10 protein-coding genes are annotated in these 20,521 nt (G+C 65.9%); 5 read left to right on the forward strand and 5 right to left on the reverse strand.

Going from position 1 to position 20,521, the window contains the following annotated elements:
- Window positions 1-25 precede the first annotated feature (25 nt).
- Window positions 26-472 carry a MaoC family dehydratase gene (locus tag IX761_RS15015; RefSeq protein ID WP_194790356.1) on the reverse strand — a complete coding sequence of 149 codons (447 nt, stop codon included), beginning with the start codon at window positions 470-472 and terminating at the stop codon, window positions 26-28.
- A gap of 113 nt (window positions 473-585) precedes the next feature.
- Between IX761_RS15015 and IX761_RS15020 the strand changes: the two genes are divergently transcribed.
- Window positions 586-969 carry a tautomerase family protein gene (locus IX761_RS15020; RefSeq protein ID WP_194790357.1) on the forward strand — a complete coding sequence of 128 codons (384 nt, stop codon included), beginning with the start codon at window positions 586-588 and terminating at the stop codon, window positions 967-969.
- 19 nt (window positions 970-988) lie between these two features.
- On the opposite strand, the gene IX761_RS15025 is transcribed toward IX761_RS15020, so the two are convergent.
- The 3 genes from IX761_RS15025 to IX761_RS15035 form a co-directional block, all read right to left on the reverse strand.
- Entirely contained in the window at window positions 989-1,435 is a 447-nt protein-coding gene (locus IX761_RS15025; protein ID WP_194790358.1) for a GNAT family N-acetyltransferase, read from the reverse strand.
- A gap of 28 nt (window positions 1,436-1,463) precedes the next feature.
- Entirely contained in the window at window positions 1,464-2,912 is a 1,449-nt protein-coding gene (locus tag IX761_RS15030; RefSeq protein ID WP_194790359.1) for a DUF1254 domain-containing protein, read from the reverse strand.
- Between the two features lie 123 nt (window positions 2,913-3,035).
- Window positions 3,036-3,785, reverse strand: a complete 750-nt coding sequence (locus IX761_RS15035; RefSeq protein ID WP_228533576.1) for a histidine phosphatase family protein — start codon at window positions 3,783-3,785, stop codon at window positions 3,036-3,038.
- Here IX761_RS15035 and IX761_RS15040 point away from each other — a divergent pair.
- Window positions 3,765-4,226 carry a VOC family protein gene (locus IX761_RS15040; protein ID WP_194790360.1) on the forward strand — a complete coding sequence of 154 codons (462 nt, stop codon included), beginning with the start codon at window positions 3,765-3,767 and terminating at the stop codon, window positions 4,224-4,226. The genes IX761_RS15035 and IX761_RS15040 overlap by 21 nt on opposite strands.
- Before the next feature lie 143 nt (window positions 4,227-4,369).
- On the opposite strand, the gene IX761_RS15045 is transcribed toward IX761_RS15040, so the two are convergent.
- Entirely contained in the window at window positions 4,370-15,196 is a 10,827-nt protein-coding gene (locus tag IX761_RS15045) for a peroxidase family protein (protein WP_194790361.1), read from the reverse strand.
- A gap of 655 nt (window positions 15,197-15,851) precedes the next feature.
- On the opposite strand from IX761_RS15045, the gene IX761_RS15050 reads away from it, so the two are divergent.
- From IX761_RS15050 to IX761_RS15060, 3 genes are read left to right on the forward strand one after another with little or no spacing between them, the layout of a single operon-like run.
- Window positions 15,852-17,588, forward strand: a complete 1,737-nt coding sequence (locus tag IX761_RS15050; protein WP_194790362.1) for a type I secretion system permease/ATPase — start codon at window positions 15,852-15,854, stop codon at window positions 17,586-17,588.
- 6 nt (window positions 17,589-17,594) lie between these two features.
- Window positions 17,595-18,935: an HlyD family type I secretion periplasmic adaptor subunit gene (locus tag IX761_RS15055; RefSeq protein WP_194790363.1), complete on the forward strand. Its 1,341-nt coding sequence runs from the start codon at window positions 17,595-17,597 to the stop codon at window positions 18,933-18,935.
- 1 nt (window position 18,936) lies between these two features.
- Complete coding sequence (locus IX761_RS15060) at window positions 18,937-20,265, forward strand: TolC family outer membrane protein (RefSeq protein WP_194790364.1); 1,329 nt, start codon at window positions 18,937-18,939, stop codon at window positions 20,263-20,265.
- Window positions 20,266-20,521 lie beyond the last annotated feature (256 nt).

Consider the following 20,521-nt stretch of genomic DNA (forward strand, 5'->3'; position numbering starts at 1 on the left):
GCGGGCGCCCGCGCAAGCGTAGCTCCTACCCTTCCCGCCTGAAGCACAGCACCTTGGAGGTCATGCGCTGCACCGCCTCGCCCCGCTGGTTGGCGGTGATGCACTCGAGCACCACCATGCCCCGGTCCGGCCGCGAGCGCGAAGGTGCCACGCTGACGACCGTGCTGGTCACCCGCAGCACATCCCCGGGCCGGGTCGGCTGCGGCCAGCTGACATCGACATGCGCCCCGATCACACCGCCGGCCAGCGGCAGGCTGCCCACCAGCAGCTCCATGGTGATGGCGCTGGTCTGCCAGCCGCTGGCGGCCAACCCTGCGAAGAAGGTGCCCTGGGCTTGCTGGTCATCGAGGTGGAACGGCTGCGGGTCGAATTCGTGGGCGAAACGGATGATCTGCTCGGTATCCAGCGCGTGCTCGCCACTGGTAAAGGTGTCACCCACGGTCAGGTCTTGCAGATAGAGCACGTCGGTCATGGCCAGGCTCCTCGGGGATAGGGTCGCTTGTGCAACGGGATTATGCGCACTATGTTGATGCGCGCAGTACTGGTTTTTGCACCCTCGCTGGAGACAATCCAAGGAGCCCCCGCATGCCTCTGGTACGCATCGATATCAAGCGCCACCCCGACCCCACTCACCTGCCCAAAGTCGGCCAGGTCGTCTACGCCGCCATGAGGCGCACGATCAACGTGCCCGAGCACGACAACTTCCAGGTGTTGACCGAGCACGACAATGACCGCCTGGTGAACGACCCGCAGTACCTGGGCATCCAGCGCAGCAACGGGCAGGTGTTCATACAGATCACCCTCAGCGAAGGGCGCAGCGTCGAGCAGAAGAAAGCGCTGTACCTGGCCATCGCCGAGGGGCTGAACAAAGAAGCGGGGGTACGCATGGAGGATGTGTTCATCAACCTGGTCGAGGTGCACAAGGAAAACTGGTCGTTCGGGCATGGCGTGGCGCAGTACGCACTGTAATCGGGCGCAGCGGTACTGTTCACTCAGCCCGGTGCTTCTCATAGCGCACATCCCGCTCATCGACCGCTCCGGCACAGGCCCAACCCAACCGTTGGTAGAAGCCATTGGCCCGGATGGCCTCATTACCGTCGGTGGTCAGGTGCAGGACCTCATGCTGCTGGAACAACGCTTGTTCCGCCCGTTCCAGCAGCAACCGCCCTACCCCCTTGCCCTCATGCCGTGGGCGCACGAACAGGGCGAAGACTTCTCCCTCGTCAGGGTCGACCATCACGAAACCGACCGCCTCCTGCTGCCATTCGGCAATCCAGGCGCAAGGGCTACTGCCGATGGCATCGGCGAGTGCGTCAGCGGTAATGCCCATGTCATGCAGCTGTTCACGCGAGAGGTGGTTCTGCGTGACGCTGGTGCGGATATCGAAAAGCAGCTCGATATCGCTGGACGTGGCAGGGCGAAGGGTGGTGATCATCTTGCAGCTTCCTTGTCGATCCAATCGGTCATTGGGTTATCTCTTCGAAATCCGGCAACACGTAAGTCCGCTGGAAATACCCTTCGGTAGGCCCATAAAAGCGGAAGTACGCGAACCAGGCTTTGCCAGGCAAGGTCTCGATCCAGTTCTGCTCCCACCCCGCAGGGGCCTTGGGGCCAACGTACAGATCAACCGAGCCATCGGCATTCTTTTTCAGGGCCTGCTTGCGTGACGAGATATCGGCCGTCTGGGTAGGGTTGTCCAGTTGCACACGGTTGTAGGTGTCGTACACCGTGAGCGACCAGAAGTTCTTCGCCGGTGGGTTTGGCGGCACACGCAAGCGGTAGGTCTTGCTGCCGTCGAACCAGTGGTCGTGCTTGTCCTTGTAGGCGCCCAGGTAGGCCGAGCCCACGCCGGGCGTGGTGCTGATCATGCCGGCGGCGGCGGTGACCGCTTCGTAGAAGTAGTCGGTGCGCTCATCGAGCTGCGAGTAATGGGCGGTTTCCTGGCCGGGATCGAACATGATCACGTAGGCCCACTTCGCATCCGGACGGTAGTAGGCGTCGGGGAAGCGTTTGGCGTAGGAGATGTTCATCGACATCAGTTCGCCCATCAGTGCGCCATCGGTCAGCAGCTTTTTTTCCCGCTCACCGGGTTGGAACGGCTTGCCCTTTTCCAACCCCAACGGCGCGAGCATGGCCGTCATCATCCGGTCGCGCTCCTCCACCGGCTCCTGTTGCATGTACTCGTTGAAGCGCTCCCAGTAAGCCAGCCCACGGGGCTGCACCTGGGACCAGTGCTTGCCGTCGACGTTTCGGCTGAGCTGCACGGGGGGATTGCCACGCTGGGCATAGGGGTAGAAGCGGAACGCCTGGCGAGCGGCGGCGATCTTGTCTGCACCCGGGTCGAGCACGCGAACACCGGCGAAAAAGTTGTTGGTGCGCACCTGCACAACTCGGTATTCGGATGTCTCAGGCGCTTTCTGGCCAGGGCCCACCAGCAGGTACTTGCCACCTTTGCCCTGGTCCGGCCCCGCCTGGCCAAGGTCGGTCATCGGCCTCTGCCAGAAGTCCATGACCATGCCTGCCGTGCTGCCAATGGGCATTTCGAGCACCACCGGCCCCTTTGCCAGGTTGCCGAAGGTGATGAGGTAGGGCGTGGTCAGGTTGGCCGTGAGAATCCCTTGTTTGTCGGCGAACTTCTCGTACAGCACGGTCTCCAGTTCGGCTGCACCGATCTGGTGGAGGTGGGCGTCCTTCCATTGCGCCATGGCCACGAAGGGAATGGCCCAGATATAGCCTTGGGTCGCTCGCTGGAAGTCCATTTCATCGTAGATGCGCCGTTCCTCGGCTGGGTTGGCCGGCAAGCCGAACTGCAACTGGATGTCGCCGATCGGCGTCTTGGCGGTTTCGATCGCCTGGGCCTGCACAAGGGTGCTGCACATGGCTGCGGCCAGAAGCGCAAGGTGGGTGCCCATGCCTTTATCCTCGTAGGGTCAGTGCTCGAAGCAGTATTGACCCTCTGGCCATTTCTGCCCGCTCACTGTCGGGCATCGGTAGATGCCCTGTGACGAACGGGTGAAATACGGCGGTGGCCGGCCTCATTGAAACGGCAGTGAGCTGCGCAACGTTTCCACATCGACCGTCGGCGCTTCGAAGTTTTCCAAGGCCAACAGGCGGCCATTGGCGAGCTGCCAGTCGTAGAAGTCTGAAAAATCACGCCTGGCCAACGCGCGGATGGTCTTCGCGACGAAACCGTGGGCCACCAGCAGTACGTTCTTCGCCGGGTACTTCGCTTGCAGCTCCAGCAAACCTTCACTCACCCGTTGCACAACGTCGGCAATCGACTCGCCGTCCGTTGGCCCAAGCGCCCATTGGCGTGTGATGTTCTGCGACCATAGCTGCGGATAGCGCGCCTTGGCTTCGCTTTGCGTCAACCCTTCGAATACACCTACATCCCGCTCTCGAAAGCAGTCCATGATTTCGGTCTCAAGGTTAAGCCCGGCGTTGATGATGCTGGCGGTCTCTCGGGCCCTCAGGCGCGGGGAAACCACCAGTACATCCAGTGAGCGAGGCAACAGGCCTTCAAGCGATTTCGCCTGCTCCCGGCCCCGCTCGGTCAGCGACGGATCGAGTGCCCCCAGGTAACGCTGTTCGGCATTGGCCCAGGTTTCCCCGTGCCGCACCACATACAAATGCATGAAATCCATCTCATCGAATCGTCGGGCAGGCAGTGTAACAACCTTGAGAAACCAGGGGGTGCGCATCACAGCCCCCGGCCCTGCAAAGGCTGGGTTATGCTCCTGGCCTTCAGCCAAAGGAATGTCGCGATGCAGCTCACCTTCAGCCATGTGGACGTGCTGGTCAGCCAGCTCGAACAGGCCTGCGCCTATTACCAACAGATCCTCGGCGCCGAGATCTCCACCACCCAGGTGTGGCAGCGCGGTGGCCTGCACGTGCGCTACGCCGTCGCCCGCATGGGGCAGGAGCGGTTCATGCTGGTGCAGCCGTTGGCGGGCAACCTCAAGGTGCTGCTGGACGAACATGGCGAAGGGATGATCTACCGCCATTGCTATTCGACGCCGGATATCGAAGTGGCCTATGACCAGCTGGTGGCCAAGGGGGTGCAGCCGGAGGACGAGAACGGCCAGCCGCTGGCGCGGGGCGACCTGTTGACGCCATCGGGGGCGCGGATCATCTGGCTGCCCAAGCGCTTCGGGCATTTTTCCATCGAGATCATCGAGACGCAGGCGCTGGAGGCGTTTATCGAAGAGGCGTTCCGTCAGGAATGACGATCGGGGCTGCTGCGCAGCCCATCGCCGGCAAGCCGGCTCCCACAGGTACTGAGTTTGGCGCTGTATCTGTGGGAGCCGGCTTGCCGGCGATGGGCCGCGTACTCACCAAGGGCATCCCTGCCCTCACATCCCGCCACCCATCAGGTCAGGATGAAGTCCGCCGCCGTCACGCTGGTCGCATCCCCCACCCCGACCAGGCGAATGGTGTCGGTGGCCCCGGTAAAGCTGACCAACGTATCGGCCCCCACATCGGCGATGGTCACGCTGGCGGCGAAGGTCGCCGCGCTGATGTTCATCGCCGAGATGTCCAACCGGTCCTGGCCGCCTGCCGGGGCGGCGTCGAAGCCGAACACCTGGTCGGTGCCGAAGCCGGCGGCGAACACGAACACATCGTTGCCGTCCAGCGCCACCATCGAGTCGTTGCCCGCCCCGCCGGTGACCGTGTCGTTGCCCGCGCCACCGTCGAGGAAGTCATCGCCGGCCCCGCCCAGCAAGGTGTCGTTGCCGCCACCGCCGAGCACGGTATCGTTGCCGTCGCCGCCGTCCAGCAGGTCGACACCCACACCGCCGTCGAGGTTGTCGTTGCCCAGCCCGCCCAGCAGGACGTCATCGGCATTGCCGCCATTGAGCGCGTCGTCGCCCGCACCGCCATCGAGGGTGTCGTTGTTGCCACCGCCGTTGAGGATGTCGTTGCCCAGGCCGCCGAACAGCTGGTCGTTGCCGTTGTCCCCGTTGAGCGTGTCGTTACCGGCATTGCCGTTGAGCGTGTCGTCGCCTCCAGCACCGTTGAGGGTGTCGTTGCCCGCCCCCGAGGTGATGATGTTGTTGAGGTCGTTACCGGTACCGATGAAGTTGCCGGCCCCGGTGTAGGTCAGGTTCTCGACGTTGGCTGCCAGGGTATGGCTGGGCAGTGAGGTGAGCACGGTGTCGATGCCGCCACCGGCCGCCTCCACCACCGTATCGTTGCCGGCATCGATCACGTAGGTGTCGTTGCCGGCGCCACCCACCAGCCGGTCGTCCCCGGCGCCGCCATTGAGGGTGTCGTTGCCGGCACCTCCGGTGATGACGTTGGCCAGGGCGTTGCCGTTACCGGTGAAGTTGTCACTGCCGGTGTAGGTGAGGTTCTCCACCTCATTGCCCAGCAGGTAGCTGGCCAGGCTGGTCTGCACCAGGTCGACGCCGCCGCCGGCCCCCTCGGTGACGCTGTCGCCGAGGCTGTCGACCACGAAGGTGTCGTTGCCAGCCCCGCCGTTCATGGCATCGGCCCCCAGCCCGCCATTGAGGGTGTCGTTGCCGTCCTCGCCATTGAGCACGTCGTCACCGTCTCCGCCGTTGAGGATGTCGTTGCCCACACCGCCGAACAGCTGGTCGAACCCGGCCAGGCCATTGAGGGTGTCGTTACCGCCCAGCCCCAGCAGCACATCGTTGCCCGCCGTGCCGTTGAGGGTGTTGGCGGCAGCGGTGCCCTGCAGCACGATACCGGCGATCACCGCCACCGCCGCAGTGGCCGCCGAGGTGACGGTCTCCTGCTTGCCGAAGCCGTCGGTATAGCGCACCACCACCCGCAGTTGCTGGTTGCCCTGGGCCAGGCCCGGGGTGAAGCTGGCGGTGGTGGCCCCGGCGATGTCGCTGAAGGTGCCGCCCTGCCCCTGCTGCCACTGGAAGCTGAAGGTACCCAGCCCGTCCAGGTCGGCGATGCTGCCGGTCAGCGCGGTGAGGGTCTGGCCCTGGTCCGGCGTGGTGTCGCTGATCAGCACCGCACCGGTGGGTGCATCGTTGACATTGAGCACCGGCAACGTCGGGTCGGAGGCTGCGCTTTCGGCCACGCCGAAGTCGTCCACATAGTTCACCAGCAAGCGGATCTGCTGCCCCACCTGGGCCTGCCCGAGGGTGAAGGTGCTGCCGGTGGCACCGGCGATGTTGACCCAGCCCACACCGATATTTGACTGCCATTGCAGGCTGAACTGCGGGTTGCTCAGGCCATCGGCGTCGACCAACGTGGCCAGGTTGGCGGTCAGCACCTGGTTTTGCGCCGCCAGCCCGGTCACCGTCGGCCCGGCGCTCGGTGCGCTGTTGGCTGATGAGTCGACGATCTCCAGGGTGCCCTTGGCATCCTGGTACACCGCCCGCACGCGGATGTTCAGCCCCGCCACATCGTCCGTCACCCGGTAGGTCGTGCCGGTCGCCCGAGACGCTTCACCGGCGGCGACAAAGGTGATGTCTTCGTACACGCCAGTGCCGGGGATGGTCTCCACCTGCCAGTAGTAGGCCACCGGCCCGGTGACGGCACCGCTCGCGTTGCCCGCGCCGACGTTGTCGGCGTCGTGCACGCCACGGTTGCTCACCCGCAGCAACTGGCCGGCGACCGGCGCATCGGCGCGGGCGCCACTGGCATCGTCGAGGATTGCCAGGTGGCCCGAGGGCCCCTTGTTGACCGCCGTACCCACCCCAGTGGCCTGGGACGAGTCGGCGAACTGCAGCCGCTCGATATGGCTCAGACGATCGACGCCGTCACGCCCCACCACGGTGTCGGTGACGATGACCGTATCGCCCTCGATACTGATGCGGTAGTCGGTGGCGATGCCGGTGAACACCGCGGTGTCGTAGCTGTTGTCGCCGCTCAGGATCTCGCGCACGATCACCAGTTGCCCAGGGTTGTAGGTGCCGTTGAGCATCAGCGGCACCATCGGCTCCATGCTGTCGAAGCTGGCGATTTCCGGGCCCGTGCCGTCGTGGTTGGCGCGCACGCTGATGCGCACGTTCAGCCACTTGTCACCGTCGAGGATATCGTCGCCACCGCGCCCCTCGATCAAGTCGCTGCCGCTGCCGCCGAGGATGATGTTGCCGCCGTCGTAGAAGGTCGCACCAGCGGCCAGCAAGTCGGCCAGGCCGGCGATCAAGCCGATGTTGGTCAGCACGCTGCCGGTGGCCCCGGCGGTGGGCAGCGAGGTGGCATCCTCGTTGTCGCCGCGCAGGAAGTCGCCGTGGGCCGAGCCCGACAAGCCTTCCATGATGTCGAAGCGCACCAGCGCCGAGGCACCGGAGCCGGGCACCTTGGGCACATCGAAGAAGCGGTCGGTGAAGTCGATGCTCACGCCCTGGGCAAGATCCTTGAACGTCGCCCAGTCGTAGCCCGAGCCACCGATGTAGCGGTCGCCGAAGCCCAGGCTGCCGACCATGATGTCGTCGCCGCCCTCACCGTTGAACTTGTCGTTCTCGTTGCCGCCGATGAACACGTCGTTGCCGATCACCGGGTCGTTGCCCAGCGGGTCGAAGTTGTCGCCGGGCGCGCCGTCCGAGGTGCCTTTCTCGATCCAGTCGTCACCCTCGTTGCCCATGTCCTGTTCGTTGGCCTTGCTGCCGAGGATGAAGTCGTTGCCCTGCCCGCCGATGGCTTCGCTGGCATCCTCGCCGGTGACGATGAAGTCGTTGCCGAAGCCGCCGATGATCAGGTTGACGCCATTGCCGCCGTGCAGCACATCGTTGCCGTCGCCGCCCTGGATGTTATCGTCGCCGCCGGTGTCGGTGATGATGTCGTCGCCGTCGCCACCACGCAGCTGGTCGTTGCCATCGCCACCGTCGATGCGGTCGTTGCCGCCATCGCCCCACACCGTGTCGTCGCCCTCGCTGGCGATGAGGATGTCGTCGGCGTTGCTGCCGCCGAGCACGATGTGCTCGTCGCCCGTGTAGCGGATGTAGTGGCTGTCGGGCCCGGCGGTGAGCGGGTTGTCGCGGAACACCACCTGGTGACCGGCGGCGTCCAGCGGGTCGGCATTGCCCAGGCCGTCGTTGTACTGCTTGGAACGGTCCACTTCCAGGTAGAAGCCCGGGTCGGAGAACACCAGGCCCGGCAGGTGGGTGGCCGAGGTGTTGGCCATGATCAGCTTGGCGAACGAGTTGCTCTCAAGCTCGGCGTTCATCGACAGGCCGGCGGTGCGCTCCAGGTAGTAGAAGCGGTCGCCGTCCTGCAGTTTCTCCAGCTGGTTCTCGAACACGAAGTTGAAGGTGCTGCCGAGCATGCCGCCGAACGGCGTTTTCTTCTCGGCCAGGCCGCCAATCCACAGGTCGATGGCGTCCACCCCGGTCACCGTCACCGCCTTGAGGTCGTCGGCGGTACCCAGCACGCCATCCTTGCCGGGCAAGGTCACGTTGGCCCAAGCCCCGGTGCCGTTGAGGAAGTCCAGGCGATCGGCCGGTGCGCCAGCGCCGCCGAACACCAGTGCCATGGCTGCGGCACGCTTGCCTTCCAGGGTTGTGGCCGCGGTGATCGAGCTGTGGCTGCCATAGGCGGCGATGAAGTTGATCAGCGATTCCGGGTGCTTGAGGTGCTGCACCAGGTCCACCCAGCTGGTGTAGGGCTTGAGCTGGGTGTCGCCGGTCTGGCTGTAGATGTCGCGGCGCACCGCATTGAGCGACGGGATGCCAACGTCGCGGCCACGGGCGATGTTGATCGCCGGCAGGTCCAGCGGCAGCCCCAGCAGGTTGTTGCGCAGCGCCTCGGTGACGAACTCGTCGATCTCGTTACCCGCCTGGCGCGTCACCCCGCGCACGATGGCGCTGGTGGCGTCCTCGGGGGTCACGCCGCTGGCGACGTAGGCCAGCGGGTTGAGGAACGCCGCGATCAGCCCCAGTTGCTGGTCGGGGTCGCTGCTGCTCGGGTCGCCGATCACCTTGAAGTCGGCGTCGTAACGGTCGACGGTCTCGGTCAGCATCGAGTGGCCGAAGCGGTACACGGTGTGCGCGAACTCGGCGACGATCGAGGCGTCGAGGTCGACGTCGTACACCTGGGTCGGGGCGAAGAACAGGTCGACCCGTGGCTGGATGGTGCGGGCGAACTCCTCGAACACCAGGTGCTGGTACTGCATCTCGGTGCCGAACTTGGCGGCCTGGAACAGCCGCTCGCCATTCCACACCAGCGCATCCACTTCAGCCTGGCTGGCAGGCAAGGCAGTGACCGGCTTGAGCAGCCACTCGTTGAGGAAGGCCACATCGCCCGCGTCCAGCACGGTGTCCTTGGTCTGCGCCACCAGGCGGTTGTGTTCCGAGTGGAAGATCGCGTGCACCGCGGTCAGGCCGATGTTCTCGTTGACCCGGCCGTCACCGGCGATGTAGTGGGCGTCGAGCAGTTCGTTGTCGTAGGCGGTGTTGGCGCCGGTCTGCGGGTTGACCGGCACGGCGTTGCCGATGGCGTGGTCGGCGTCGGGCGCCAGCACGCCGCCACTGAACACCGGCACGGCATTGTGGGCGATGTCGGCGAGGAACTGATGGCCGGTGCGCACGGCGTTGGTCAAGTCGATGGGGGCCAGCGGGTTGCCTTCGACCAGCACATCGTCGGCGGTGCCGCCCAGGCCGTCGAGGCCCTTCATCACCACCATCGGGTAGCCATGCGGGCCCTTGATGAAGTTGCCGTAGGCGTCGGTGGCCAACAGCGGCACGTTGTCGACATCGGCGTCGGTGAGGTGGATACCCAGCACGTCGTTGGCCTGGGCCTTGACCACCTTCCAGGTGGCCATGCCGCCGATCTCGCTGTCGTCACCGGTGCCGTACTTGCCGTCGGCGCCCAGGTCGCGGTTGGTGATCAAGCGGCCGGTGGCGATGGGGCCATCGCTGGTCAGCTGGTAGCCGCGCAGGAACACCTGGTGCGAGGGGTGCGAGCTGTAGGTCTGGTTCTGGTCGACGAAGGGCGTGGTGGTGTTGGTGTGCTCGTGAATATCGTCGGCGGTGCCCAGCACGCCGTCGGCCCCGGGCAGGTTGGTGGCGCGGGTCATGACCATGAAGTTGGAATGCCCGCCCGGCACGTACAGCGGGTCGTCCGGTTGCAGCGGGATGAACACCGTGCCCGAGCCGCCCTTGGTCACCAGGTCCAGGCCGTGGTCGAAGAATTGCCCGAAGAAGGTCATCCAGGCGTTGAACGGCGCCGACAGGCCGGCATCCGGGGCGGTGTTCTCGAACAGGTACACGTCATGGTCGTCGCCGGTGCCGAACTGGCCGTCCAGGCCGGGGCTGGCGACGATGCGCACGCCGTCCTTGAGCACGTCGTCGCTGCCTGCCGCGCCGAAGTCGAGCTTGCCGTTGGCACCGGGGTCGTAGGCGGTGGCGTAGGCCGCCGGGTTGTGCGAGGTCTGGTCGACGATCAGGTTGCTGATGGTACGCGGCTGCGAGTCGAACACGTAGCCACTGGTCTGCTGGTAGGAGGAACCCGGAATGGCTGGCGAGCCTGGGCCGAAGAAGCCGGCCGGCGCACCTTCGGCGGGGTTGAGCACCGGGTCGGTCAGGCGCGGGAACACGTTGTCGGCGGCGCCGTACTCGGTGTGGTTGTTACCGTTGAGGTTCAGCAGGTTGTTGTTCGAGCCGTCCACCGCGCGCAGGCCCAGCGGCGCACGAATGTTGGGGATCAGCGAGAGGATGTCCTGGCCATGGGCGTCGGCCTCGGCGATCTTGATCTGCTCGAGGATGAAGTTGAGGTCCGAGCGCACCATGTGCAGGCCGGCGCCGCCGGCCTTGGCATCCACCACCGGGGTGGCGGGTGTCGGCGTTACCGGCGCGCCCGGCGCCACCACGGTGGTGGGCTGGGAGAACAGCACTTCGGTGGTGCCATGGGCGTCCTGGTAGATCGCCTTGACCCGCAGCGACAGGCCTTCAAGGTCGGGCGAGACCTTGAACGCGGTGCCGTCGGCGCTCTGGAACGCCAGGTCGCCGGCCGGCAGCAGGATGATGTCCTGGAACACGCCGCTGCCCGGGTCGGCCTCGAACTGCCAGTAGTACGACACCGAGCTGTTGGCCAGCGTGCCCAGTGGGTTGCCGGCGCCGACGTTGTTGGCGTCGCGCACGCCGGCCACGCTCACGGTGAGCAGGTCGCCCACGGTGATCGCGCCGCCGTTGCCATCGCTGATGGTCGGGCTGCCAGTGGGTTGGGCGTTGAGCCCTTGCACCAGCACGCGCTGGCCGTCGGCGAATTGCAGGCGCTCGATGTGCAGCAGGGTGTCGGTGCCGTCACGGCCGGCCACGGTGTCGGCCACGGTCCACACGTCGTCCGCGGTGTCGGCGGTGCCACGGGTGTTCTGAGTGACCACGTACTCCGCTTGCAGGCCGGAGAAGATGGCCGTGTCGAAGGCCGCGCCGCCGGTCGAAGTGCCCGGCAGGATCTCGCGCACCGCCTTGAGCTGGCCGGGGTTGTAGGTGCGGTCGAGCATGAACGGGATCATCTCGACCATGCTGTCGAAGCTGGCGATCTCGGGGCCGGTATGGTTCACGTCGCCCGGTGCGTACACCGCGATGCGCACGTTGAGCCACTTGTCGCCGTCGATCAGGTCGTCGCCGCCACGCCCCTCGATCAGGTCGCTGCCGTTACCCCCCAGGATCATGTTGCCGGTGGCAAAGCCGGTGGTCGGCAGCCCGGCGTCGGCGAGGAACTGTTGCAGCCCACGGATCAGTGCGACGTTGGTCAATGCGCTGCCGGTGGCGCCACCATGGTTGAGGATGGTCACCGCATCGACGTCGTCGCCCTTGAGCACATCGGCAAACTTCGAGCCGGACAACCCCTCCACTTCAGCGAAGCGGTCGAGGATCGAGGCCGGCGAGGCGCCGACCGGGTTGAACACCCCGGCGTTCTGGTTCGGCGCATTGCCATGGGGCTGGGCCAGCGCGGCCAGACTCAGGTCGGCGGTCACACCCACCTTGTCGTTCTTGTAGGTGACCCAGTCAAAGCCGGACATGCCGTCCATCTTGTCCTGGGCGTCACTGCCGACAAAGATGTCGTCGCCGCCCTCGCCGATCATTTCATCAAAACCGCCACCGCCGACGAAGATGTCGTTGCCGATCACGTCGTCAGTGAGCAGCGGCGCGAAGTTGTCGCCCGGGGCGCCGTCCTGGGTGCCCTTCTCGATCCAGTCGTCGCCTTCGTTGCCGGTGGGCGGCAGGTTGGTCTTGGCGCCCAGGATGAAGTCGTCGCCCTTGCCGCCGAAGGTGGTGGTGATGTCCTCGGTGGTGACGATGAAGTCCTGGCCGTCGCCACCCAGGATCAGGTTGCCGGCGGCGAGCATGCTGCCGGCGATGATCACGTCGTTGCCGGCATTGCCTTCCAGGCGGTTGTCGCCGAACGCATCGGTGATGATGTCGTCGCCCGCGCCGCCCAGTACCGCATCGTTGCCGGCGCCGCCTTCGAGGCGGTCGTTGCCGCCGTCGCCATAGACGGTGTCGTCGCCTTCGCCGGCGATGATGATGTCGTCGCCGGCGGTGCCGCCGAGCACCACGTGGTCTTCACCGGTGTAGTGCAGGTAGTGGCTGTCGCCGCCGACGGTGTCGGGGTTGTCGCGGATCACCAGCGGCACGATCTCCATGCCGTTGATCATCAGCCCGCCGGTAGGGTCGGCGCGGCCGTCCGCGCCAAGGCCGGTGTACTGGTTGGCCTGGTCCACTTCAAGGGTGAAGGTCGGGGTGAGGAACACCGTGTTGGACAGGTGGGTGACATCGGTGTTGAGCATGATCAGCTTGGCGAACGAGTTGTTCTCGAGCTCCGCGCCGAAGTCCAGGCCGGCAGTGCGCGACAGGTAATAGAAGCGGTCGCCGTTCTGCAGCGCTTCGAGCTGGGTCTCGAAGACGAAATTGAAGCTCGAGCCGAGCATGCCGCCGAACGGCATCTTCTGTTCGGCCAGGCCGCCGATCCAGAAGTCGATGCTGTCGACCCCGGTGATGGTCACGCCGGTGACATCGTCGGCGCTGCCCAGCACGCCATCCTTGCCCGCCAGGGTGACGTTGGCCCAGGCCCCGGTGCCGTTGAGGAAGTCGAGGCGGTCGGCCGGTGCGCCGCTGCCGCCGAACACCAGAGACAGCGCGGCGGTACGTTTGTCTTCCAGCGTGGTGGCCGAGGTGATGCTGCTGTGGCTGCCGTAGGCGGCGATGAAGTTGACCAGCGAGGCCGGGTGCTTGAGGTGCTCGGCGAAGTCGGCCCAGCTGATGTAGGGCTTGAGCTGGCTGTCGCCGGTGGAATGGTAGAACTCGCGGCGCGCCTGGTTCAGGCTGGGGATGCCGGTGTCGCGGCCGCGGGCCAGGTTCAGCGCCGGCAGGTCAAGGGGCAGGCCCAACAAGTTGTTGCGCAGCGCCTCGGTGACGAACTCGTCGATCTCGTTACCGAGCTGGCGGGTCACGCCACGGATGATCGCCCCGGCCGCCGCGTCGGCGGTGGCGCCGCTGCCAGCGAAGGCCAGCGGGTTGAGGAAGGCGGCGATCAGGCCCAGCTGCTGGTCGGGGTTGTTCGGGTCGCTGAGGATCGGGTTGAACGCCGGGTCGAAGCGGTCGACGGTCTCGGTCAGCATCGAGTGGCCGAAGCGGTACACCACATGGGCGAACTCGGCGAGGATGGCCGGGTTGATCGAGGTGTCATAGCCGTTGGGGGCGAGGAACTCGTCGACCTGCGGCTGGATGGTACGGGCGAACTCTTCGAACACCAGGTGCTGGTACTGCATCTCGGTACCGAAGCGAGCGGCCTGGAACAGCCGCTCGCCGTCCCACACCAGGGCGGCGACCTGCGCGGGGGTGGTCGGTAGCGCGGCCACGTCGGTGGCCAGCCACTGGTTGAGGAAGGCCAGGTCGTTGGACGCAAGGATGGTGTCCTTGGTCTGCTGCACCAGGCGGTTGTGCTCGGCATGGAACACATGGTGCACGGCGGTCAGGCCGATGTTTTCGTTGGCGCGGCCGTCGCCGGCGATGTAGTGGGCGTCAAGCAGTTCGTTGTCGTAGGTCAGGTTGTTGCCGCCAGCTCCCACGGTTTGCGCATTGCCGACCGCGCTGTCGCTATCGGCCTGCAGTACCCCGCCGACCACCACGGGTTCGGCGTTGTGGGCGATGTCGTCGAGGAAGCCATGGCCGGTGCTCACCGCGTTGGCCAGGCTGATGGGCGCGGCGCGGTTGCCTTCGACCAGCTGGGTCACGTCGTCGGCGGTGCCGGCGATGCCATCGGCGCCATTGCTGACGCGCATCACCACCTGCGGCATGCCGTTGGGGCCGCGCAGGAAGTTGCCATAGGCATCGGTGGCCATCAACGGCACATTGTGCACGTCGGCGTCGGTCAGGTTGATGCCGAGGAGGTCGCGGGCCTGGGCCTTGACCACCGCCCAGGTGGCCATGCCGCCGTGCTCGCCGCTGCCATCGTCGGCGGTGCCGAACTTGCCGTCGGCGCCCAGGTCGCGATTGGTGATCAGCCGGCCGGTGGCGATCGGGTCGCCGTCGGCATTCAGGGCGTATTCGCGCAGGAACACCTGGTGCGAGGGGTGCGAACTGTAGGTCTGGCTCTGGTCGACGAACGGCGAGGTGGTGTTGAGCTGGCCGTCGTCGGCGGTACCGAGCACGCTATCGGCGCCAGCAGTGTGCGCGGCGCGTGGCAGCACCATGAAGTTGGTCTGTCCGCCCGGCACGTACAGCGGGTCGTCCGCTTGCAGGGGGATGAACACGACGGCGCTGCTGGTCTTGGTGACCAGGTCCAGGCCGTGGTCGAAGAACTGCCCGAAGAAGGTCATCCAGGCGTTGAAGCCGGCGCTCAGGCCGGCGTCCGCCGACTCGTTGGGGATGAAGAACACCTGCTTGTCGTCGGCGGTGCCGAACACACCGTCCGCGCCGGGGCTGATCACCGCCGCCGCGCCGCCGTTGGCCTCGACCGCCGCCGGGTTATGCGCGGTCTGGTCGACGATCAGGTTGCTGATGGTGCGCGGCTGGCTGTCGACCACCGTGCCACTGCCAGCGTAGGCCGCGCGGTACTGGGCATCGAGCAGGCGCAGGAACGAATTGTCGGCGGCGCCGAACTCGCTCTGCCCGTTCACCAGGTTGTTGTAGCTGCCGTCGACGGTGCGCAGGCCATACGGCACCTGGCTGTTGGGCAGCAGGTCGATGAGGCTGGCGCCAGCGGCGTGGGCTTCGGCGATGAAGATCTGCTTGAGGATGAATTCCAGGTCGGACTTGCTGAAATTGGCCATGGTGCTGGACCTCGGGGATATCTGGGGACGGGGTGCGGGGCGCAGGCGCCCGCCGCGCCCGGTCGATGGCGTGCACGGTCGTTGTTTGGTTTTTTTGTGGCGAACACGGACGCGCAACGCCGTTGCCCTGTGTGGGCTACGTGCCTGGCATTCGCGGGGGCACAGGGCTGGTCAGTGGCGACGAGCCCGGGTCATGGGTGGGCCATGGCTGCCGGTGGTGGAGGCGAACTTCCTGTAGAGCCCATTCACTCGGCACAAGAACAAGAGGCTGGTCATGTTCTGCTCCTACAGGAATGTCTGCTGAAACTCGCGGGGGCCGGCCGACAGCAGGCCGGCGGCGGAAGTTCCCGCGAATTGATTAAGACTAAAGTTGTAGAGAAAAAGCTTGTCAATATTACGGCGATAAAAAAGGTGAGAAGGCGATAACGCTTCTCAACCCACTGTTTCTAATAGGAACTTGAAGGAATAATTAGAGCAAAAAGATATTACAGAATGTTTCGGTACAACCTACGCTGCTGCTTGTGAGCACCTGCGCAGCGTATTCGGCCAACCCGCCAACAGAGCGACCAGCCCGCCTGCGAACCAGATGCCACAAGGGTTTGAGCCTGACCACCGCAACGGCGACAGGCTTTTTTCGAAGTGGGAGGCGCCCGCCATGGCCAGACACACCAGCACCCGATCCGAACTCGCCGACGCACTGTTTCAATTACGACGCAGCTTCTACGCCCTGGCCGCCTTCAGCGGGGTGGTAAACGTCATGATGTTGACGCCCTCGGTGTACATGCTGCAGGTGTACGACCGCGCGCTGGTCAGCCGCAACGTCACCACCCTGGGCATGCTGACGGTGCTGGTGGTGGGGCTGTTCCTGCTGATGTCGGCCCTGGAAATGCTGCGTACCCGGGTGCTGATCCGGGTGGGCAACCGCCTGGACATGGCGCTCAACCGGCGCATCTTCGGCGCCGCCTTCGAGCGTAACCTGAGCCGTGCCGGCGGCAGCCCGGGCCAGGCCCTGCAGGATCTGGCGCAGGTCCGCCAGTTCCTCACCGGCAATGGTCTGTTCGCCTTCTTCGACGCGCCCTGGACACCGATCTACCTGCTGGTGGCCTACCTGATCCACCCACTGCTGGCGCTGGTCACGCTGATCGGTTCGCTGATCCTGGTGGGCCTGACCTGGCTCACCGAGAAGACCACGCAGAAACCCCTGGCCGAAGCCAACCAGGCCGCGCTGGCCTCGAGCAGCTTCGCCAACAACAACCTGCGCAACGCCGAAGTGATCGAAGCCATGGGCATGCTGCCGGCGATCGGCAAGCGCTGGTACCAGAGCCACCTGCGCATCCTGCAGATGCAGACCCTGGCCTCCGACCGCGCCGCGCTGATCAGCAGCAGCGCACGCTTCGTGCGAATCACCTTGCAGTCGCTGATCCTCGGCACCGGCGCACTGCTGGCGATCGAGGGCAAGATCACCCCGGGCATGATGATCGCTTGCTCGATCCTCACCGGCCGGGCGCTGGGCCCGGTGGAGCAGCTGATCGGCGCCTGGAAGCAGCTGTTGGGCTGCCGCCTGGCCTGGGGCCGGCTCAACGCGCTGCTCGACGACTACCCGCAGCGCCCGCCAAGCATGGCCCTGCAACGCCCCGGTGGCATGCTGGCGGTGGAGAACGTGTTCGCCGGTGCGCCTGGCAGCGGCAACACCATCCTGCGTGGTGTGAGCTTCAGCCTGGCGCCGGGCGAGAGCCTGGGCGTCATCGGCCCGTCCGCCTCGGGCAAGTCCACCCTCGCCCGCCTGCTGGTCGGCGTATGGCCCACCCAGGCCGGCAAAGTGCGCCTGGACGGTGCCGACATCTTCAACTGGAACAAGGCCGAACTGGGCCCGTGGCTGGGTTACCTGCCACAGGACGTGGAGCTGTTCGAGGGCAGCATCGCCGACAACATCGCGCGCTTTGGCGAGGTGGACAGCGACGCGGTGATCCGCGCCTGCAAGATCACCGGCGTGCACGAGATGATCCTGCGCTTCCCCCAGGGCTACGACACCCGCCTGGGCGCCGATGGCAGCCCGTTGTCCGGTGGCCAGAAGCAACGCATCGCCCTGGCCCGGGCGCTGTACGGCGAGCCCGCGCTGGTGGTGCTGGACGAACCCAACGCCAACCTCGACGACGTCGGTGAAAAGGCCCTGGTCGATGCCCTGGCCGAGCTCAAGGGCCGTGGCGCCACGGTCATCCTGATTTCGCACCGGCCCAACGTGCTGTGCGCGGTGGACAAGGTGCTGATGCTGCGCGACGGCGGCGTGCAGATGCTGGGCAGCCGCGACGAAGTGTTCGCCGCGCTGCGCAAGGCCAGTGTGATGCCGGCCGGCGCGGCGGCGCCGTTGGCCTCGGTCAAGGTACGGGAGTGAGCGATCATGCCAGGCAGCCAATACAGCGAACTGATCCCCATCGACAGCAACGCCACGATCGACCTCGACGCTGGCAAACCCGCGCGTTGCGGCCTGTGGCTGGTGCTCGCCGGCTTTGGCGGGTTTCTGCTGTGGTCGTGGCTGGCGCCGCTGGATGCCGGCGTGGTGGCCACCGGCACGGTCAAGGTCACCAGCAACCGCAAGGCCGTGCAGCACCTTACCGGCGGCACCGTGGAAGCGATCCTGGTACGCGAAGGCGACAGGGTGAAGAAAGGCCAGGAGCTGGTGCGCCTCGATGCCCTGCGCGCCGTCGCCGAACAAGGCGCGGTCAGCGCCCAGTACATCGTCGGCAAGGCCGTGGAGAATCGCCTGGAGGCCGAGCGTGACGACCGCGATACGGTGACCTACGACCCCGAGCTGCTGGCTCGCTACGCCGGCGACCCGCGCCTGCTGGCCGCCATGGATTTGCAGGAGCACCTGCTGGACACCCGCCGTGCCGGCCTGGCCGGCGAAATCGACATTCTTGAAGAAAACCTCGCGGCGTCGACGGTGCAACTCAAGGGTTTGCAGCAGGTGTATGGCGCGCGCGCCTCGCAGATCGGCTACCTCGACCAGGAACTCAAGGGCACCCGCACCCTGGCGGCCGAGGGCTATGTGCCACGCAACCGCCTGCTGGAGCTGGAGCGCAGCCACGCCGACCTGTCCGCCGGGCAAGCCGAGAACCTCAACAACATCGCCCGCGCCCGCAGCCAGACCACCGAGATCAAGCTGCGCGTGCTGCAGCGTCGGCACGACTACCTCAAGGAGGTGCAGTCGCAACTGACCGACACCGCCCGCGAGAACACCACCCTGGCCGACCGCCTGCGCGCGCTGGACTACGAAGTGAACCACACGGTGATCCGCTCGCCGATCGACGGCATGGTCCAGGCCCTGAGCATCGCCACCGTGGGCGGGATCATCCAGCCCGGGGCGAAGATCATGGAGGTGGTGCCGCTGGACGAGCCGCTGCAAGTGGACGCGATGATCCCGGTGCAGGCCATCGACAAGATGGTCCCGGGGCTGGACGTGGACCTCGCCTTCCCGGCGTTCAACCATGCCCACACCCCCAACATCCCCGGGCGGGTCAAGACCATCTCGGCCGACCGGCTGATGGATGAAGAAAGCAAGCAGCCGTTCTACCTCGCCCAGGTGGAGGTCACTGCCGCCGGCATGGACTTGCTGGGCAGCAACCATATCCGCCCCGGCATGCCTGCCAGCGTCACCATCAAGACCGGCGAGCGCAACCTGCTCAGCTACCTGCTCAAACCCATGCTCGAACGCGTCGACAGCGCGTTCAAGGAGCAATGAGATGAACCCGCGTTGCCTGTGCCTGGGCCTGCTGGCGGTGACCCTGCCGGCCAGCGCCATGGACCTCAAGCAGGCCTGGGACCTGCTGCAATACCAAGGCCCGGTGTACCAGGCCGCCGTGCACGAGCAGCAGGCCGGCGTCGAGAACCGTGCCATCGGCCAGGCCGGCCTGCTGCCGCAGGTCAATGCCTCGGCCTACACCAACCGGGTCAATGGCAACCAGCGCCAGAACGGCATCGACAACGACCTGGACTACAACTCAACCGGCGCCAACCTGCGCCTGCGCCAGCCGCTGTTCAACAAGCAGAAGATGGCCGAGTACCGGCAGGGCCAGCAGCGCGCCGACTACAGCGTGGCGGTGTTCGACGCCAAGAGCCAGGACGCCGCGGTGCGCCTGGCCGACAGTTACTTCGACGTGCTGCTGGCCAGCGAGACCATCAGCCTGGCCAAGGCCAAGCTGGACGCCTTCGAAGAGCAGCAGGCCTCGGCCAGGCGGCGCATGGAACTGGGCGCCGGCACCATCACCGACATCGACGAGGCGACCGCTCGCCGCGACCTGGCCGAGGCCGAGCTGATCGAGGCGCAGGACAACCTGGTCAATGCCCGGCGCAAGCTTGCCGAGTACATCGGCGAAACCCCGGACACGCTGACCACCCTGCAACCGGGCTTCGCCACCCCGCCGCTGCTGCCCGGCAACCTGCAGGACTGGTTGGTCAAGGCTCAGGCCGACAGCCCGCTGATCCATGCCCGGCGCCATAGCTACGAGATCGCCGAGGAAGAAGTACGCCGGGCCAAGGCCGGGCACTGGCCGACCCTGGATTTCGTCGCCGGCTACACCGCCGGCGAAAGCCAGTCGCTGTCAGAGCTGAACCAGCGCAACCACTACAGCTCCATTGGCCTTGAGATCAACATCCCGCTGTACAGCGGCGGCGGGGTCAGCGCCCTCAGCCGCCAGGCCAGCGCCAACAGCTCGAAGGCGCTGGACGAGCTCGACGCCACCCGCCAGGAAGTCATCACCGGCACCACCCGCGAGTTCCGCGGGGTGCAGAGTGGCGCCCTGCGCGTGCGCGCGCTGGAGAAGGCCGTGGCGTCCAACGAGCGTTCGCTGCTGTCGACGCGCAAGGGGTTCAAGGAGGGTGGCACCAGCACCAATGCCGATGTGCTCAATGCCGAGGAGTTGTTGTTCGTGGCCCGTCACGACCTGTTCGAGGCCAAGCTGCGCTACCTGATGTCGCGCCTGCGCCTGGCGTCTTCGGTGGGCAGCCTGGGGGATGATGATATCGAGCAGGTCAATGATTACCTGGGGCCGGAGCTGTTGGTGAGCAAGTGAGGGGGCGTGGGGCTAGTGCGTATGAGCCGCTTGGTGCTTGCCGGTGCTCTTGTAGTGCTCTTGAGATCGAGCGCCGCNCGNGCGGCGCATCGCTGGCAAGCCAGCTCCCACATCTGTTTCGGGCCAATTATGTCTGTGAGGTCTCCACTGTCCGCCTTGGTGCATGCCTTGAGTCATGTGGGGCGACGGTAGCGTCCACACAGAAACAGCGTCGTACAAACAGGGCGGACAGTGGAGATGGGCCAGGAATAACTGG

This window comes from Pseudomonas sp. UFMG81 (assembly GCF_015354575.1).
Lineage (GTDB): Bacteria > Pseudomonadota > Gammaproteobacteria > Pseudomonadales > Pseudomonadaceae > Aquipseudomonas.

Bases quoted from the DNA above. Each gene is read 5' to 3' on its own strand.
- IX761_RS15030 (WP_194790359.1), bottom strand. From the start codon at position 2,912: ATGGGCACCCACCTTGCGCTTCTGGCCGCAGCCATGTGCAGCACCCTT.
- IX761_RS15025 (WP_194790358.1), bottom strand. From the start codon at position 1,435: ATGATCACCACCCTTCGCCCTGCCACGTCCAGCGATATCGAGCTGCTT.
- IX761_RS15035 (WP_228533576.1), bottom strand. From the start codon at position 3,785: ATGGCTGAAGGTGAGCTGCATCGCGACATTCCTTTGGCTGAAGGCCAG.
- IX761_RS15020 (WP_194790357.1), top strand. From the start codon at position 586: ATGCCTCTGGTACGCATCGATATCAAGCGCCACCCCGACCCCACTCAC.
- IX761_RS15050 (WP_194790362.1), top strand. From the start codon at position 15,852: ATGGCCAGACACACCAGCACCCGATCCGAACTCGCCGACGCACTGTTT.
- IX761_RS15055 (WP_194790363.1), top strand. From the start codon at position 17,595: ATGCCAGGCAGCCAATACAGCGAACTGATCCCCATCGACAGCAACGCC.
- IX761_RS15040 (WP_194790360.1), top strand. From the start codon at position 3,765: ATGCAGCTCACCTTCAGCCATGTGGACGTGCTGGTCAGCCAGCTCGAA.
- IX761_RS15060 (WP_194790364.1), top strand. From the start codon at position 18,937: ATGAACCCGCGTTGCCTGTGCCTGGGCCTGCTGGCGGTGACCCTGCCG.
- IX761_RS15015 (WP_194790356.1), bottom strand. From the start codon at position 472: ATGACCGACGTGCTCTATCTGCAAGACCTGACCGTGGGTGACACCTTT.
- IX761_RS15045 (WP_194790361.1), bottom strand. From the start codon at position 15,196: ATGGCCAATTTCAGCAAGTCCGACCTGGAATTCATCCTCAAGCAGATC.